We start from the raw sequence: 15,158 nt of genomic DNA, 5'->3' as shown, positions 1-15,158 counted from the left end.
GTGGGAACTCCTTCGGGGGATGTGCCGGGCAGGCCCCAGCGTACCGTCGGCGTCACGCCGGGAATCAGGCGTGTGCGCTGCTCAGCACCACGTACTCCCACTGCCCGAGCGGGCGCGACAGCAGTGGGCGGCCGTCGCGCCAGGCCGCGGTGAGGCGTTCGCCCCGGGCGGTCACCTGGACCACCGAGCGCGGTTCCGGCATGCCCTGCGGCAGCCGGAGCCGGAAGTCGTCGGCCTCGTCCGGCGACGCGTTCCACACCACGACGCGCCAGTCCGTGCCGTCCGTCAACGCCTGTGTGACGAGCCACGGATGCCCTGTGGCCCGCGCGTGCGCACCCCGCGACAGCCAGTCGAGTACGGCGCCCAACTGGGCCTCGCGCTGCGCGTTCATCAAGGTCATGCCGGGGGTGTGCGCGGGCCAGGGCGTGACGGCGACCCGGCCGCCCAGCGCGTTCTCGTACAGGACGAGTCCGCTGCCCCTCTCGCGGTCGAGCTGGTCGCGGACGATGCCGGCGACGCGCGCGTCCGGCGCGGGGTCGAACGCGACCACGGTGGAGCGGTCGTAGCTCTCGGTGTCCAGGGAGATCGCGCAGCCCGGGCGCAGGGAGAACTCGGGGTCGGTGCAGATCTCGCGGGCGTGCCCCTCGGGGGACTGCCGAGCACCGGTCACGCCGATCAGCGGGCCGTAGCCGCGCTCGAAGAGGATGCGGGCCGCCACCGAGTCGAGCAGGAGCCCCTGGCCGAGCCACTCGCGCAGTTCGGCGTCACCGAAGGACCAAGTCGCCTCCCCGGAAAGGGCGTTGACGTACGCCCCGCCCCGGGCGGTGACGGCGTGGCCCGCGGCGCCGAGCAGTCCCGCCCATGAGCCGTGCGGGACGACGAGGGACTGCCAGCCCGCACGCTCCGTGCGGGTGCGCCTGCCGGTGCGCTCCGACCAGGGCAGCCCGACGCCGACCGTACGGAAGGACTTGGGGAACGTCTCCGAGAGCCAGTCGAAGGTGTCCCGCCAGTCCGCGAGGAAGGTGGCGCGGCGGGGTTCGTCGTCGGGGTGGTTGCCGAGGAAGTCGTAGAGGCTGATCGCGAGGCCGTCGCTGCCGAGGATGTGGGCCAGGGACATCTGCGCGCCCGTCTGACGGAAGGACTTGTTCCACTGTCCGTAGGGCCAGCATTCGATCTCGGGGAAGCTGCGCAGGCCGGCGGGCTGTACCGCGCGCTGCATGTCCAACTGCTGGATCGCACGCGGCAGTTCGGGTCCGGCGCCGTCGGAGTAGCCCCAGAAGTGCGGGCGGTGCGCCGTGGGAAGGTCGAGCCAGGCCTGCCAGTCGCGGCCCTCGGCGGCGTGGGAGTCCGTGCGCGAGGACATGAGGCCGAGCCGGTCCCCGAGTATCTCCCGCCAGGACCCGAGAAGTTCGCGCTGGGTGGTGTCCCAGAAGTCGAGCCACCGCTCCCGCCAGGGGTGCGGGTCGCCGGGCGCGGTGCAGGCCGCGACCAGTTCCTCCCGGGTCGTCGTGATCCCGGTGCGGAGGGCGAACTCGGCCAGGTGGAGCGGGCAGAAGCAGCCGCCCCAGTCGAGCGGGCGGTGGTTGTGCAGCCGGATGTCGTCCTCGATCCACACCGTGTCGACGTCCTCGGCGGCGTAGAGACGCAGCGTCTGCGCGAAGTACGCGCGCCAGGCCGGATCCAGCGGGCACACCTGTACGGCGGCGGCCGTCCCGTGCTGGTCGGTCATCGTCTGCCACGACTGGCCGGGCTCGAGGGAGCGGGCCCAGTCGCTGTGGCCCACGGTGTGGCCGGGGTTGAGGCTCACGGCGACGCCTTCGGCGCGAAGCCGGGTGCGCCACGGCCGCGTGGCCGCCAGCCAGTGCGCGACGCGGTCGAGGCTCTCGTGGCCGTCGTTGAACTCCAGGCCGAAGAGGAATACGCAGATCTCCTCGGCCCGCGCCACCCGCGCCAGGGCCAGCAGCCTGTCGCCGGCCTGCTTCGGATCGTCGGCCGGATCCACCTGGAGGCGGAGCACATAGCGTGAGGTCACTCGTTCGCACCTTCGGTCTCGGGGCCAGGCCGGGGAGGGCGGGGCGACACCTAGCGTCGCCACATAGCAGCTAAGCTGTCAAGGGTGGGGCAAGGGCCGGGTGAGCGTCCGGGCAGGCGGAGCGAACGAGGAGTGGCGATGGGGCGGTTGGCGGACCGGGTGGTCCTGGTGACGGGCGGGGCGCGCGGCATCGGCCGGGCGGTCGTCGAGACGGCCGTGCGCGAGGACGCGGCGGTGGCGTTCCTCGACCTGGACGAGTCGGCCGGAGCGGCGCTGCGCGACGAACTCAACGGCAGGGGCGCCCGCGTGGCCTTCCGCCGGGTCGACGTCACGGACGGGCAGTCGGTCGCCGACGCCGTGAACGACGTGGCCGAGGCGCTCGGACCGGTCGACATCCTGGTCAACAACGCTGGGCGCAACGTCTACGCCGACCCGGTCGCGATGACCGAGGCCGAGTGGGACCAGGTCTTCGACGTCGACCTGAAAGCGGCCTTCCTGTGCGCGAAGCACACCCTGCCGTCGATGATCGAGCGGGGCAGCGGGGCGATCGTGAACATCGCGTCCCTGCACGCCAAGCTGACCTGCGCCGGCATGTACCCGTACGCGGCGGCCAAGTCCGGTCTTGTCGGGCTGACCCGCTCGATGGCCCTGGAGGTCGCCCCTCACGGCGTACGGGTCAACGCGGTCAGCCCCGGCTACATCAGGACGGCCCTGGTCGACGAGTACTTCGACCAGAACCCGGACCAAGACGCCGAGCGCAAGACGCTCGACGTCCATCCGCTGGGCCGGATCGGTACCCCCGAGGAGGTCGCCGAAGTGGTCTGCTTCCTCGCGTCCGACGCGGCGTCCTTCGTCACCGGGGCGGAGTGGGCCGTGGACGGCGGACTCGGAGTGCGGTTCGCCTGATCTCCGCTACGGGGGAGCCGCCGTGATCGGTCGGCCGGGGATCAGCCGTCCCCGGTCGCGGCGGCGATGCGCTCCCGGGTGTGCCGCAGTTCGGTGACCACCGGCCGGCCCGTCACCAGTTCGCCGCCGTCCACGAAGCCCTCCTCGCGGTCGCGCAGCGCGTCGACCAGCCGTCCGCGCCAGAGCTCCAGCTGCGCGGCGTGCTCGGGCCGCCGCGCCAGGTTCACCAACTCCTTCGGATCCTCGACGAGGTCGAAGAGCTGCTCGTGCCCGTCGCCCGACATCCACAGATACTTGTGCCGCCCGTCGGTCACCCACTGCAGCGACTGCCCCAGATAGGTGTGCTCGCCGTGCAGATACTCCCGCCAGTCGTCCGGCCGTTCACCGCGCAGGAACGGCAGCAGGCTGCGCCCGTCGACACTGTCCGGCACCGGAAGTCCCGCCGCCTCCAGCAGCGTCGGCATCACGTCGCGCAGTTCCACGACCTCGTCGGCCACAGAACCGCCCGCGCCGCCGCGCATCGACGGCGCGAGGTTCATCAGGATCGGTACCCGCGCCGAGCCCTCGAAGCCGAGTGCCTTACGGAACATGTGGTGGTCGCCCATCATCTCGCCGTGGTCCGACACGAAGCAGAACATCGTGTCGTCACCGAGACCCGCCTCGACCAGCGCCTCGCGGAACCGCTTGATCTGCAGGTCGATATGCGCCATGTGCCCGTAGTAGCCCGCCCGCGCCCGGTGGACCAGACGCGGATCGATCACGCCGACGGCGGCCTCGTGACAGCCGTCCTTGCGGTACGGCGCATAGTCGTCGACCCAGTCACCGACCACGGGTTCGTACGGGTCGAGCGCCATGTACTGGTCGAAGGCCCACTCGGGCGGGTCGTACGGATGGTGCGGCCGGTGGAACGACAGGTAGAGGAAGAACGGCTTGGTGGGGTCCCGGCGCGGCAGCCACTCGATCGCCTCGGTCACCGCCCACGTCGTCGGATGGAGCGCCTCGGGCTTGTCCCAGGGGCGCGCGACGATGGAGTTGCAGCTGACACCGTGGTCCGCGTAGTCGGCGGACGGCGTCATCCCGGGCTGGCGGCGCAGCCAGGGCACATAGTCGTCGAAGAACTCGAAATTACGGCTGTGCCGCCTGCGCGCGTAGTGCAGATAGCCGTCGTGCAGCCGCACGTCGTCGAAGCCGAGGCGAGCGCGCTCCGGGAAGACGTGCATCTTGCCGACGGCCTGCGTCTGGTAGCCGCCGCGCCGGAACTCGCCCGGCAGCGTCACCGGGTGGACCTGCTCGAAGGGCACCCCCTCGCGGTAGCCGACCCGGCCGTGCCGCTCCTGCGACTGGCCGGTGAAGAGGGCCACGCGGGCGGGAACACAGGTCGGCGTCGCGGAGTAGGCGCGGTCGAAACGCACGCCCTCGCCCGCGAGTTCGTCCAGGTGAGGGGTGTGGACGTCGGGGTGGCCCGCGGCGGAGAGGCAGTCGCCCCTCCACTGGTCCACACAGATCAGTACGACATTGGGCTGGGGCAAGAGGAGCTCCGGGTCCGGGAATCCCGTCGGCCCCGGTCACCGCCGACGGGTGGGCGACGGTGACGATCATGCCTGGAGCGAGCCGACCCGAACAGGGTGCGCGGGCGAATACGTCGAGCGGGCACAGTCGACCTGGCGACAAGGAGCCATGACTCGCTCAGCGGCGCGGCGACGCGTCGGCGGCGGCGCCCGGCTCCGGTACTCCGACGGCGTGATGCCGTACGCCGTGCGGAACGCGCGGCTGAAGCCGGCCCCGCGGGGGAAGCCCCGGCGGGCCGCGACGGCGTTGACGGGGGAGGAACGCGGCGCCGGATCGACGAGGTCGCTACGGGCCGCTTCCAGGCGCCGACGGCGGATCCATGCGGCGACCGAGCGGCAGCGACGGGTCCGGGCCCCACCCGGGATGACGCCCTAGGCTTCACGAGGCACAGGCCACGACCCCAGGAGCGCGCACCGTGTACGACCCCGCACCGGCCCACCCGTACCCCGACAGCACCAGCCCAAAGGAGGCCCCTGCCCCGCACCCGCTGCTGACGCCCGTGCTGGGCCTCCTGGGCACCTGGCGTGGCCGCGGACAGGGCGGATACCCCACGCTCGACGCGGACTTCACGTACGGGCAGGAGGTCGTCCTCAGCCATGACGGCCGGCCGTTCCTGCGTTTCGAGGCCCGGGCCTGGCTCCTCGACGCCGACGGTGCGCCGCTGCGGCCGTCGGCCCGGGAGAGCGGCTGGTGGCGCCTCCAGCCCGAGGGCCGGGTGGAGGCGCTGATCACGCAGCCGACCGGCATCGCGGAGATCGCCGTCGGTACCGCGGACGGCAACACGGTCGACCTCGCCACCGACCACGTGGCGCTCACCCCCACCGCCAAGGAGGTCAAGGCCACGCGCCGCCGCTACGCGCTGACCGACGACGGCACGCTCACGTTCACCCACGACCTCGAGGCCGTCGGCATGCCGCTCCAGCACCACCTGTCGGCACGGCTGCGGCGCGAGGCCTAGCTCGCGGGCCTCTCGGATCAACGGCCGTCGTCGGCAAGGGACTTCGGGCAAGGGCATTCAAGTGAAGGGATTGGCAGAAAGTGGCCACCCGGTGGTTACCCGGAAGTAACTGTGGCTGCTTTGATGTGGCGTGCTCACGTCCCTCACAGCATCCCCACAAGAAACGGGAGGCCACGTGTCCCGCGTTGCCCGCCGCACGACCGGTTCCGCCCTCGCCGTCACCCTCGCCGCCGCCTCCGCGGTCCTGACCGCCCCGCAGGCGTCGGCGGCGACGTCCGCCGACACGCCCAGGCTCAAGGTCCTGACGTACAACACGTTCCTGATGAGCACCAATCTCTACCCCAACTGGGGTCAGGCACACCGGGCGGCGGCCATCCCGGCCGCACCGTTCTTCCAGGGCAACGACGTCGTCGTACTCCAGGAGGCGTTCGACAACACCACGTCTGACGCGCTGAAGAGCAACGCGGCGGCGCAGTACCCGTACCAGACCCCCGTCGTCGGCCGGTCCAAGGACGGCTGGGACGCCACCGGCGGCTCCTACTCGTCGACCACGCCCGAGGACGGCGGCGTGACGCTGCTCAGCAAGTGGCCGATCGTGCACGAGGAGCAGTACGTCTACAAGGACGCCTGCGGCTCCGACTGGTGGTCCAACAAGGGCTTCGTCTACGCCGTCCTCGATGTGAACGGCGCGAAGGTGCACGTGGTCGGGACGCACACCCAGTCCACCGACTCCGGGTGCGGGGCCGGTGAGGCGGTCAAGGACCGCAGCCTCCAGTTCAAGGCCATCAAGTCGTTCCTGGACGCCAAGCACATCCCGGCCGGCGAGCAGGTCATGGTGGCGGGCGACCTCAACGTCGACTCGCACGGCGGGGAGTACGCCTCCATGCTCGCCGACGGCGGATTCGTCGGAGCCGACTCGCGGACCGGGCATCCGTACTCGTTCGACACCGAGACCAACTCGATCGCGAGCTACCGCTACCCGGGCGAGCCCAAGGAGGACCTGGACTACGTCCTGCACGTCCAGGGCCACGCGCGGCCGGCCGGATGGGTCAACAACGTGTTCAAGGAGACCACCGCGCCCTGGACCGTGAGCAGTTGGGGCACGAGCTACACGTACACCAACCTGTCGGACCACTACCCGCTCCAGGCCGGACGCCCGTGACCCGCGCCCGGCGCCGGGAGCAGGGTCAGAACGCGTCCGCGAGGAACGCGAGGCCCGCGATCAGGCCGATGTAGGCGAGCACCGCCAGGGCGCACACGAACAGCAGCAGCCAGCCGACCACGATGCCGAGGAGCGCCGTCCCGCGCCCCTCGCCGTCGAGGCGGCGCCCGCGGAAGCGGCCGACGTGGCCGGCCCTGACGGCGATCAGGGCGCTCAACACGGCCATGTCGACAAAGTTGCCTGGGGTTCAGCCAGGCGATGCCGGTTTGAAGTGCTCTCCTCCCTTCGCAAGCTCAGGAAGGAGATTCCCACCTACCTTGCGGCGGCGGGCTTGACGCCACGGGTGCGCCTGACGACTGCCCTCCCGGCAGCCGGGATCGCCACGAGGCCGATCCGGTACAGGTGCAAGATGTTCCGGGCCGCGTTCCAGTCGGCGTTGCCACACCAGCCGCAGTCTGGGTTCTTGCACACGAACGTGGCCTGGCCTTCCCGGCTGCCGGGCGTGAGGAAGCCGCATGCGGAGCAGCGCAGGGAAGTGCCAGGGGCGGGAACCCTGTGCAGGGTGCCGCCATAGCGGCCAGTCTTGTACGTCAGCATCGTCACGGTGCGGCCCCATGCCTCCTGGCTGATGGAGCGGTTCAGGCCGGACTTCTGCGCGACGTTTGTCCCGGGTTCCTCGATGGTGCCCTTGGCCGACTTGACCATGTTCGTGATGTTGAGTTGTTCGACCACGACCGTGCCGTACTGCTGGGCGATACCGGTGGTGGTCTTGTGCTGCCAGTCAACAGCGCGGCGCGTGGCTCTTGCGCGGAGCTGCTTGATCTGGTCGTAGGTGCGGTTCAGCCGGTTGGAGCTGCGCTCCTTCGGCTTGCGGAAGGACTTGCGGTGCGCGGCCCGTTGTTCCAGGCGGAGCAGCTTGGCCTTTTCATCCGGGTTCAGCCACTTGTCCCGGTCGGCGGTGCCATCCGGGAGCCGGGCGAGCCGTCCGTGATCCTGATGGTTGCCATCGGACAGGGCAAGGGGAAGATTGACCCCGGCATCGATGCCGATCTCAGGGCCGGTGTGCGGCTCAGGCTTAGATTCCAGAGTCAGGACACGGAAGGCGATATGCCATCCGAGTCCATCTTTGACCAACCGCGCCCCGGTGATCCGATTCTCCCTGTTGGCGAGCTTGCCGACCGGGAGAACCTTGGTCCAGCGGAAGCGGACCCGACCGACCTTGGGAATGTTGACCATGCCCCAACGGCGGTGCACCCGCTTGATCTGCAGATCGCGGCCCTGCGGGATGTCCACCGACATCACGGTGCGCAAACGGGCCTTGAAGTTCGGCTCGTCCGCCCGCCACTCCCAGCAGTTCTTCCACGCCTGGACGTACGTTTTCAGCACTGCCTGCCCGGCCTGGGCGGGGAGCACTCCGAGCCAGTCGATCTCCCTACGGGCCTGGCGGATCGCCGCATCGGCGGCGGCCAGGGAACGCTTGTCCTTGGGGAGCATCGTCCACCAGTCGTGCAGGCAGTTCCACATGGTGCGGGCCGCGTGCGCCTGGTCGTCCATGAGCTGGGCCTGTGCAGGCGTCAGCGCCAGCCGGGCACGGTGCCCGAACTGCCGCCTGTCTTCCGCACGTTCCGTAGTCACATGGTCACCATAACGTTGGACCCCATGTCGCCGAGAGGGAACCAAAATCCCGATGTGCGTTCTGGGCGCCACGTCGTCTACAACCTGCACGTCCACTTGGTTTTTGTCACCAAGTACCGGCGCAACGCATTCACCGATGCCATGCTGACGCGCGCTGAGGAGATCATGCGCGAGGTCTGCAGGGACTTCGACGCCGAACTCAAGCAGTTCAACGGCGAGCACGACCATGTACACCTGCTCGTGCACTACCCGCCGAAAGTCCAGCTCCCCAAACTGGTCAACTCCCTCAAGGGCTCCTCCCGCAAGCTCCGCCAGGAGTACAGCACGCACGTCCACCGTTACCTGTGGGGCGGACACTTATGGTCCGGCTCCTACTTCACCGGATCCTGCGGCGGAGCACCACTGACCATCGTCAAGCAGTACATCGAAAAACAGCAGCGTCCCGTGGTCTGAGGACAACACTGCGGACCCGAACGAACAGTACGGTCACAGCAGCTCTGAGATGGCCTTCACCCCCCGCTCTGAAGGCAGAGCACTGGCCAAGATCAGAGGTAGAAGTTGGCGAGCGACGCGACGCCGAAGCCCGCGAAGGAGATGCTCACCTTCGCCGGCCGGTTCCTGCCGCCGAGGCCGTGCCCGGACCCCGTCCGCTCCTGTGTGCTCTGCGAGCCGCCGCTCACGGTTCCCCTGGGCTGGTGTCCGGTGCAAGGCGTGAATACCTACGGGGGCGCCGCGACAGGGCTCGACACAGGCGCGTGGCCACGAGCGCGGGCCCTCTCCTGTGGCGCCCGGCGACCCGCTCCGCAAGGCTGGAAGAGGGGGCCGCCGCACGGATCAGGAAGGGCCCCTCATGCCGGACGCGAAGGACTCCGCCCCGCCGCACTCCGCCTCGGCGCGGGGCGTACGCGTCTCGGAGAACGGGCCGTACCTCGTCACCGGCGGCGTCCCCCTCATCCAGCTGGTCATCGTCACCGACGCGCGGGGCCAGTCCGTCGAGTGGTGGCAGCAGCGCACGTACGACACCGAGGAGACGTACGAGCTGTGCCGCTGCGGGCAGTCCGCGAACAAGCCGTTCTGCGACCGCAGTCATGAGCGGGCCGGGTTCGACGGCACCGAGACCGCGAGCCGGCTGCCCTATCTGGAGCAGGCCGACGAGCAGGACGGACCCGAGCTCACCCTCACCGACGCCCAGCCGCTGTGCGCCTTCGCGCGGTTCTGCGACGCGGACGGGCAGGTGTGGAACCTCGTCGAGGAGAACGGCACCGCCGACGTCGTGGAACGGGAGACGGGCGACTGTCCCTCAGGGCGCCTCGTCGCCTGGAACCTCGCCGAGCGGCGCCCCGTCGAGCCCGAACTCCCGCCGTCCATCGGCATCATCGAGGACCCGCAGGAGGGCGTCAGCGGAGGGATCTGGGTGCGCGGCGGCATCCCGGTGACCGCCGCCGACGGCACGCCGTACGAGGTCCGCAACCGCGTGACCCTGTGCCGCTGCGGAGCCTCGCGCAACAAGCCGTTCTGCGACGGCACCCACGCGTCGATCGGCTTCAAGGACACCTGACCTCACCGCGCTCCGGTACCCGCGGCCGTACGCCGTACGGGTCATCCCAGCGCGCCGTCGTCCGCACCTGCCACTGGAATGGACGAGTGCCCCCATGGAGCGGACCCCTCACCCAGAGCCCCGGCAGCGCGCCGCCCGACGACTGTCTGGCGCGCAACGACTGGATCTGCGGCGAGTACCTGAGCACCCGCCGTCACATCCTCCTCGACGCGGTCGTCCAGCACCTCCAGCTCACCGCGCTCGCCGTCCTGATCGCACTGGTGCTCGCCGTGCCGCTGGCCGTCGTCGCGCGCCGCTGGACCCTCGCGTCGGGCCCGGTCCTCGCCCTGACGACGATCCTCTACACGATCCCGTCGCTCGCCATGTTCTCGCTGCTGCTTCCCGCGTACGGCCTGTCCGCGTCCCTCGTCGTCGCGGGGCTCGTCCTGTACTCGCTCACCCTCCTCGTGCGGAACATCCTCGCGGGCCTGCGCGCGGTCCCCGAAGACACCCGGCAGGCCGCGCGCGGCATGGGATACGGGCCGGTCAGGCTGCTGCTCACGGTGGAGCTGCCCCTCGCCCTGCCGGCCGCGATGGCGGGCCTGCGCATCGCCATGGTCTCCGCCGTCTCCCTCGTCACGGTGGGCGCCATCGTCGGCTACGGCGGCCTCGGCAACCTCATCTACGCGGGCATGAACACGTTCTTCAAGGCCCAGGTCCTCACCGCGTCCGTGCTGTGCGTCGTCATCGCGGTCGCCGCCGACCTGCTGCTGCTCGGCGTACAGCGGATCCTCACTCCCTGGACGAGAGCGAGCCACGCGTGAAGACCCTCACCGACGCCTGGGACTGGCTCGCCGACGCCTCGCACTGGTCCGGCGACGACGGCATCTGGCACCGGCTCGCCCAGCACCTCGTCCTCACCGTCGTCTGCCTCGTCATCAGCTGCCTGATCGCGCTGCCCGTCGCGCTCGTCCTCGGTCACCTCGGCAAGGGCGGCGCGCTCGCCGTGAACATCTCCAACGTCGGCCGCGCCGTCCCCACCTTCGCGGTCCTCGTGCTGCTCCTGCTCACCCCGCTCGGCAAGTTCGGGGAGGGGCCCACGGTTGTCGCCCTGGTCCTTTTCGCTGTCCCGCCGCTCCTCACGAACGCCTACGTCGGGATGCGCGGAGTCGACCGTGACATCGTCCAGGCCGCTCGCGGCATGGGGATGACGGGACAGCAGATGCTGTTCCAGGTCGAGGTGCCCCTCGCCCTGCCGATGATCATGAACGGGGTGCGGATCGCCGCGGTGCAGCTCGTCGCCACCGCGACGATCGCGGCCCTCGCGGGAGGCGGCGGCCTCGGCCGGATCATCACCGCCGGATTCAACCTGGCGAGCACCCCGCAGGTCGTCGCGGGCGCCGTCCTCGTCGCCGTCTTCGCGCTGCTCGTCGAGGGCGCCTTCGAGCTAGAAGACTGCTGAAAATCTCGGTTCTGGCCCCGGCTCGGTGGAGTTGGGGCCAGTCTTGTATGCATGCAGGGGGAATGGGCCGGGGAGATGGTCGGGCCGGATGTGTGGGAGACCTGCCGGGAGTTGATCCCGGCTGGCAGTGTGTTCGCGTTCCTGGCCGAACATCGCGAGGTGCTGTTCGAGCCGGGGATGTTCTCGGACATGTATCCGTCGTCCAACGGCCGTCCGAGTCTGCCGCCGCAGGTCCTGGCCGCGACGGTGGTGCTGCAGAGCCTGCACGGGCTGTCGGACTTCGAGACGGTCCAGGAACTGCGGTGTGACCTGCGCTGGAAGGCGGCCTGCGGGCTCGGGCTGTACGACACCGCTTTCGATCCCTCGCTGCTGACGTACTTCCGGCGCCGTTTGCGTCACTCGGCCGATCCGACGCGGATCTTCACCAAGGTCAAAGAGGTCGTGGCCGCGACCGGTGTGCTCAAGGGCAGGCAGCGGCGGGCGCTGGATTCCACCGTGCTGGACGACGCGGTGGCCACCCAGGACACCGTCACCCAGATCATCTCCGCGATCCGCCGGGTGATCCGCGAGGTCCCCGGGGCCGGGGAGACCGCGGCGCGGTGGTGCCACGCGCACGACTACACCGACCCGGGCAAGCCGAGGATCGCCTGGGACGACGAGGCCGCCCGCGCCGCGCTGGTCGATGCGCTGGTCACCGACGCGGTCAACCTGCTCGGGCACCTGCCCGAGCAGAACCTGGGCGAGAAGGCGGCGAACGCGGTCGGCCTGCTGGCCCTGGTCGCGGGCCAGGATGTGGAGCCGGCCGAGGACTCCGACGGGCGCGATGGCCGCTGGCGCGTCGCGAAGCGCACGGTGGCGGACCGGACCGTGTCCACCGTCGATGCGGACGCACGGCACATCCACAAGAACCGCACCCGTCACCAGGACGGCTTCAAAGGGCATGCGTCCTTCGAGCCGGAGAGCGGCCTGTTCACCGCTGTCGCCCTGACCAGCGGCTACGGTCCCGGCAATCACGAGGCCGCCGTGGCCGGCGATCTGCTGGCCGACGAGGACGGCGAGTTAACCGTGCTCGGCGACTCTGCCTACGGCACCGGCGACCTGCGCGCACAACTGCAGGCCGACGGCCACACCCTGGTGATCAAACCGCCACCGCTGCGGCAGGCCGTCCCCGGCGGGTTCACCATCGACGACTTCCACATCGACCAGGCCGCGGGCACCGCAACCTGCCCGGCCGGACACACCGCCAACCTCGGCCAGACCAAAGCCGACGGCGCCCGCACCGCCCAGTTCAAGCGCGCATGCACCAGCTGCCCCCTGCGAGAGCGCTGCACCACCTCCAAGACCGGACGCACCCTCAACGTCCACCCCCAGTACGAACTGCTGGCCGCCGCCCGCCACCAGGCCGCCACCGACGCCGGATGGCAGGACGAATACCGCCGATGGCGGCCACCCGTCGAACGCGCCATCGCCTGGCTCGTCGCCAAGGGCAACCGCCGGGTTCCCTACCGAGGCGTCATCGCCAACAACATCTGGCTCCACCACCGCGCCGCCGCTCTCAACCTCCGCCGACTCATCAACCTCGGACTCACCCGCACCAACACCACCTGGCACCTCACCCCCGCCACCGCATAGCGGAAAGGGCCACCCGGCCCACAGCCGGACAGCCCCAACAACAAGATTTTCAGCAGTCTTCTAGCCGAACGATTCGCGCCCGCCCTGGCCCGGAAGAGGGTCTGATGGCGGCCTTACGACGGCGGGCCGCAGCGGCAGCCGCACTCCTGCCGCTCCTCCTCGTCGGCGCCTGCGGCGGCGGACCCTCCCTGGAGAACCAGGGCGCGGTCACCGCCCCGCCCGGCGACAGCAAGCACCTCACCATCGGCACGGCCGGCTTCACCGAGAGCGACCTGCTCGCCCAGATGTACGCCCTGCTCCTGAAGCAGGCCGGCTACAGCACCAAGATCCTGTCCGTCGCCAACCGCGAACTGTACGAACCCGCCCTGGAATCCGGCCAGATCGATGTCGTGCCCGAGTACGCCGCGACCTTCGCCGACTGGCTCAACGCCAAGACGAACGGCGCCAAGGCCCCGCCCGTCGGATCGCCCGACCTCGACGCCACCATGAAGGCCCTGCACGGCCTCGCCGCCCCGCGCGGACTCGCCGTCCTCGACCCCGGCAGGGCCGTCGACCAGAACGCCTTCGCCGTGACCACCGCCTACGCGAAGCAGCACCGCCTCAAGACCCTCAGCGACCTCGGCGCGTCCGGCCTGAAGGTACGCCTCGCCGCGGGCGACGAATGCGTCCAACGGCCGTACTGCGAGCCGGGCCTGAAGAAGACGTACGGCATCGACGTCACCGGCGTCGACCCCAAGGGCGTCGGCACCACCCAGTCGAAGAAGGCGGTGCAGGACGGCAAGGACCAGATGATGCTCACCACGACGACCGACGCGACCCTGTCCGACTTCGGCCTCGTGCTGCTCGCCGACGACAGGCATCTGCAGAACGCCGACTACATCGTGCCGGTGGTCAACCGGGCGCGGGCGGGCAGCGAGCGCGTCGCCGACGTCCTCGGCGCGCTGAACTCCGTACTGACCACGCAGGACCTGGCGTCCATGAACCAACAGGTGGACAGCTGGCGCAGGCTCCCGGAGGACGTGGCGCGCTCGTACCTGGAGTCGAAGGGTCTGCTCAAGAGCTGAGCATTCATGAGGGAGATGGGTCGGTCACGCGTCGGCGACCGAGTCGAAACTCACCTCGTCCCGCGCCACGCCCTGGGCGTCCGCGTCCACCGAGCGGCGCAGCGCCTCGTGGAGCTTCGCCGGGGTCAGCACGCCGAGGAAGCGGGCGCCGTCGAGGACCGCGACCCAGCCCGCGTCGTGCTGGAGCATCACACCGAACGCCTGCTTGAGCGGGGCGCCGACGGGCACCCAGGCGTTCATACGGTGGGCCAGGTCACCGACCAGCCCTTCCTCGCCCGCGAGCGACAACTCGTCGATGCCGACCCAGCCGTGCAGATCGCCGTCCGCATCGAGGACGACGGCCCAGCGCGCGTCGTCGTCATGCAGCCGCGCGGCGGCCTGCCGGGCGGGCTCGCCGGCGCGGGCCACAGCGGGCTGGTCCAGGTCGTCAGGCTCGATCTCGGTCACGGAGAGCCGCTTCAGACCACGGTCGGCGCCGACGAACTCGGCGACATACGGCGTCGCGGGCGTGCCGAGCACCGCACCCGGAGTGTCGAACTGCTCGATACGGCCCTCCCCGTACACCGCGATCCGGTCGCCCAGCCTGACGGCCTCCTCGATGTCGTGCGTGACCAGGAGAACCGTCTTGCGCACGGCGGCCTGCATCCGCAGGAACTCGTCCTGCAACTGCTCGCGGACCACCGGGTCGACGGCGCCGAACGGCTCGTCCATCAGGAGCACCGGCGGGTCGGCGGCGAGCGCGCGGGCCACACCGACGCGCTGGCGCTGGCCGCCCGACAACTGCTCCGGGTAGCGGGAGCCGTACTGCTTCGGGTCGAGTCCGACCAGGTCGAGCAGTTCGGCGGCCCGGGCGCGCGCCGTGGACTTCTTCCAGCCGAGCAGCGCGGGCACGGTCGCCGTGTTGTCGAGGATCGTGCGGTGCGGAAAGAGCCCGACCTGCTGGATGACGTATCCGATGCGGCGGCGCAGCTTGACCGGGTCGACCTTCGAGATGTCCTCGCCGTCGACGAAGATCCGGCCGGACGTGGGCTCGATGAGGCGGTTGACCATCATCATCGTGGTGGTCTTCCCGCAGCCCGACGGGCCGACCAGGGTGACCAGTTCGCCCTCGCCGACCTCGAAGGACAGATCGTCCACGGCCGTCGTGCCGTCCGCGTACCGCTTGGTGACTTGGTCGAACCGGATCATTCCCTCACGCTAA

At 70.2% G+C, this 15,158-nt stretch carries 16 protein-coding genes; 9 read left to right on the top strand and 7 right to left on the bottom strand.

The window, feature by feature from the left end; all coding sequences use genetic code 11:
• Positions 1-64 precede the first annotated feature (64 nt).
• Positions 65-2,032, bottom strand: coding sequence for a hypothetical protein (locus OG456_RS00730; RefSeq protein ID WP_266556111.1), 1,968 nt, complete (start codon positions 2,030-2,032; stop codon positions 65-67).
• 138 nt (positions 2,033-2,170) lie between these two features.
• Between OG456_RS00730 and OG456_RS00725 the strand changes: the two genes are divergently transcribed.
• Positions 2,171-2,938 carry an SDR family NAD(P)-dependent oxidoreductase gene (locus OG456_RS00725; RefSeq protein ID WP_266556109.1) on the top strand — a complete coding sequence of 256 codons (768 nt, stop codon included), beginning with the start codon at positions 2,171-2,173 and terminating at the stop codon, positions 2,936-2,938.
• A gap of 41 nt (positions 2,939-2,979) precedes the next feature.
• Here OG456_RS00725 and OG456_RS00720 read toward each other — a convergent pair whose 3' ends face one another.
• Together OG456_RS00720 and OG456_RS00715 are read right to left on the bottom strand one after the other, a co-directional pair.
• Complete coding sequence (locus tag OG456_RS00720) at positions 2,980-4,467, bottom strand: arylsulfatase (RefSeq protein ID WP_266556107.1); 1,488 nt, start codon at positions 4,465-4,467, stop codon at positions 2,980-2,982.
• Positions 4,468-4,533: 66 nt separating this feature from the next.
• On the bottom strand, positions 4,534-4,809 hold the full coding sequence (locus tag OG456_RS00715; protein WP_323136387.1) for a helix-turn-helix domain-containing protein: 276 nt from the start codon (positions 4,807-4,809) through the stop codon (positions 4,534-4,536).
• Positions 4,810-4,922: 113 nt separating this feature from the next.
• Between OG456_RS00715 and OG456_RS00710 the strand changes: the two genes are divergently transcribed.
• Positions 4,923-5,465 (top strand): FABP family protein, encoded by a 543-nt coding sequence (locus OG456_RS00710; RefSeq protein WP_266556105.1) that lies wholly within the window; start codon positions 4,923-4,925, stop codon positions 5,463-5,465.
• Positions 5,466-5,640: 175 nt separating this feature from the next.
• Positions 5,641-6,627: a sphingomyelin phosphodiesterase gene (gene sph / locus OG456_RS00705; RefSeq protein ID WP_266556103.1), complete on the top strand. Its 987-nt coding sequence runs from the start codon at positions 5,641-5,643 to the stop codon at positions 6,625-6,627.
• Positions 6,628-6,652: 25 nt separating this feature from the next.
• Here the strand turns inward: sph and OG456_RS00700 are convergent, their stop codons facing one another.
• The gene (locus tag OG456_RS00700; RefSeq protein ID WP_266556101.1) at positions 6,653-6,853 is read right to left on the bottom strand and encodes a hypothetical protein; all 201 of its coding nucleotides are present in this window, start codon (positions 6,851-6,853) and stop codon (positions 6,653-6,655) included.
• Positions 6,854-6,939: 86 nt separating this feature from the next.
• Positions 6,940-8,262 carry a transposase gene (locus OG456_RS00695; protein WP_266556099.1) on the bottom strand — a complete coding sequence of 441 codons (1,323 nt, stop codon included), beginning with the start codon at positions 8,260-8,262 and terminating at the stop codon, positions 6,940-6,942.
• A 24-nt stretch (positions 8,263-8,286) separates the two neighbouring features.
• Between OG456_RS00695 and tnpA the strand changes: the two genes are divergently transcribed.
• Positions 8,287-8,715, top strand: coding sequence for an IS200/IS605 family transposase (gene tnpA / locus OG456_RS00690; protein WP_266556096.1), 429 nt, complete (start codon positions 8,287-8,289; stop codon positions 8,713-8,715).
• 92 nt (positions 8,716-8,807) lie between these two features.
• Here tnpA and OG456_RS00685 read toward each other — a convergent pair whose 3' ends face one another.
• Positions 8,808-8,942, bottom strand: coding sequence for a hypothetical protein (locus OG456_RS00685; RefSeq protein WP_266556094.1), 135 nt, complete (start codon positions 8,940-8,942; stop codon positions 8,808-8,810).
• 170 nt (positions 8,943-9,112) lie between these two features.
• Here OG456_RS00685 and OG456_RS00680 point away from each other — a divergent pair, with 170 nt between their 5' ends.
• The 5 genes from OG456_RS00680 (at position 9,113) to OG456_RS00660 (ending at position 13,957) form a co-directional block, all read left to right on the top strand.
• Complete coding sequence (locus OG456_RS00680) at positions 9,113-9,820, top strand: CDGSH iron-sulfur domain-containing protein (protein WP_266556092.1); 708 nt, start codon at positions 9,113-9,115, stop codon at positions 9,818-9,820.
• Positions 9,821-9,906: 86 nt separating this feature from the next.
• A complete protein-coding gene (locus tag OG456_RS00675) occupies positions 9,907-10,623 on the top strand; it encodes an ABC transporter permease (protein WP_266556089.1) in 717 nt (238 codons plus the stop codon).
• Positions 10,620-11,261 (top strand): ABC transporter permease, encoded by a 642-nt coding sequence (locus OG456_RS00670; RefSeq protein ID WP_266556087.1) that lies wholly within the window; start codon positions 10,620-10,622, stop codon positions 11,259-11,261. The genes OG456_RS00675 and OG456_RS00670 overlap by 4 nt, the downstream gene beginning before the upstream one ends.
• Before the next feature lie 51 nt (positions 11,262-11,312).
• A complete protein-coding gene (locus OG456_RS00665) occupies positions 11,313-12,893 on the top strand; it encodes an IS1182 family transposase (protein ID WP_266556085.1) in 1,581 nt (526 codons plus the stop codon).
• 104 nt (positions 12,894-12,997) lie between these two features.
• Positions 12,998-13,957 (top strand): ABC transporter substrate-binding protein, encoded by a 960-nt coding sequence (locus OG456_RS00660; RefSeq protein WP_266556083.1) that lies wholly within the window; start codon positions 12,998-13,000, stop codon positions 13,955-13,957.
• Positions 13,958-13,981: 24 nt separating this feature from the next.
• Here OG456_RS00660 and OG456_RS00655 read toward each other — a convergent pair whose 3' ends face one another.
• Entirely contained in the window at positions 13,982-15,145 is a 1,164-nt protein-coding gene (locus tag OG456_RS00655) for an ABC transporter ATP-binding protein (protein WP_266556081.1), read from the bottom strand.
• Positions 15,146-15,158: the final 13 nt, after the last annotated feature.

This window comes from Streptomyces sp. NBC_01446 (assembly GCF_026340095.1).
GTDB classification, from domain to species: domain Bacteria; phylum Actinomycetota; class Actinomycetes; order Streptomycetales; family Streptomycetaceae; genus Streptomyces; species Streptomyces aureus.
This window is presented reverse-complemented; position numbering and strand designations above follow the sequence as displayed.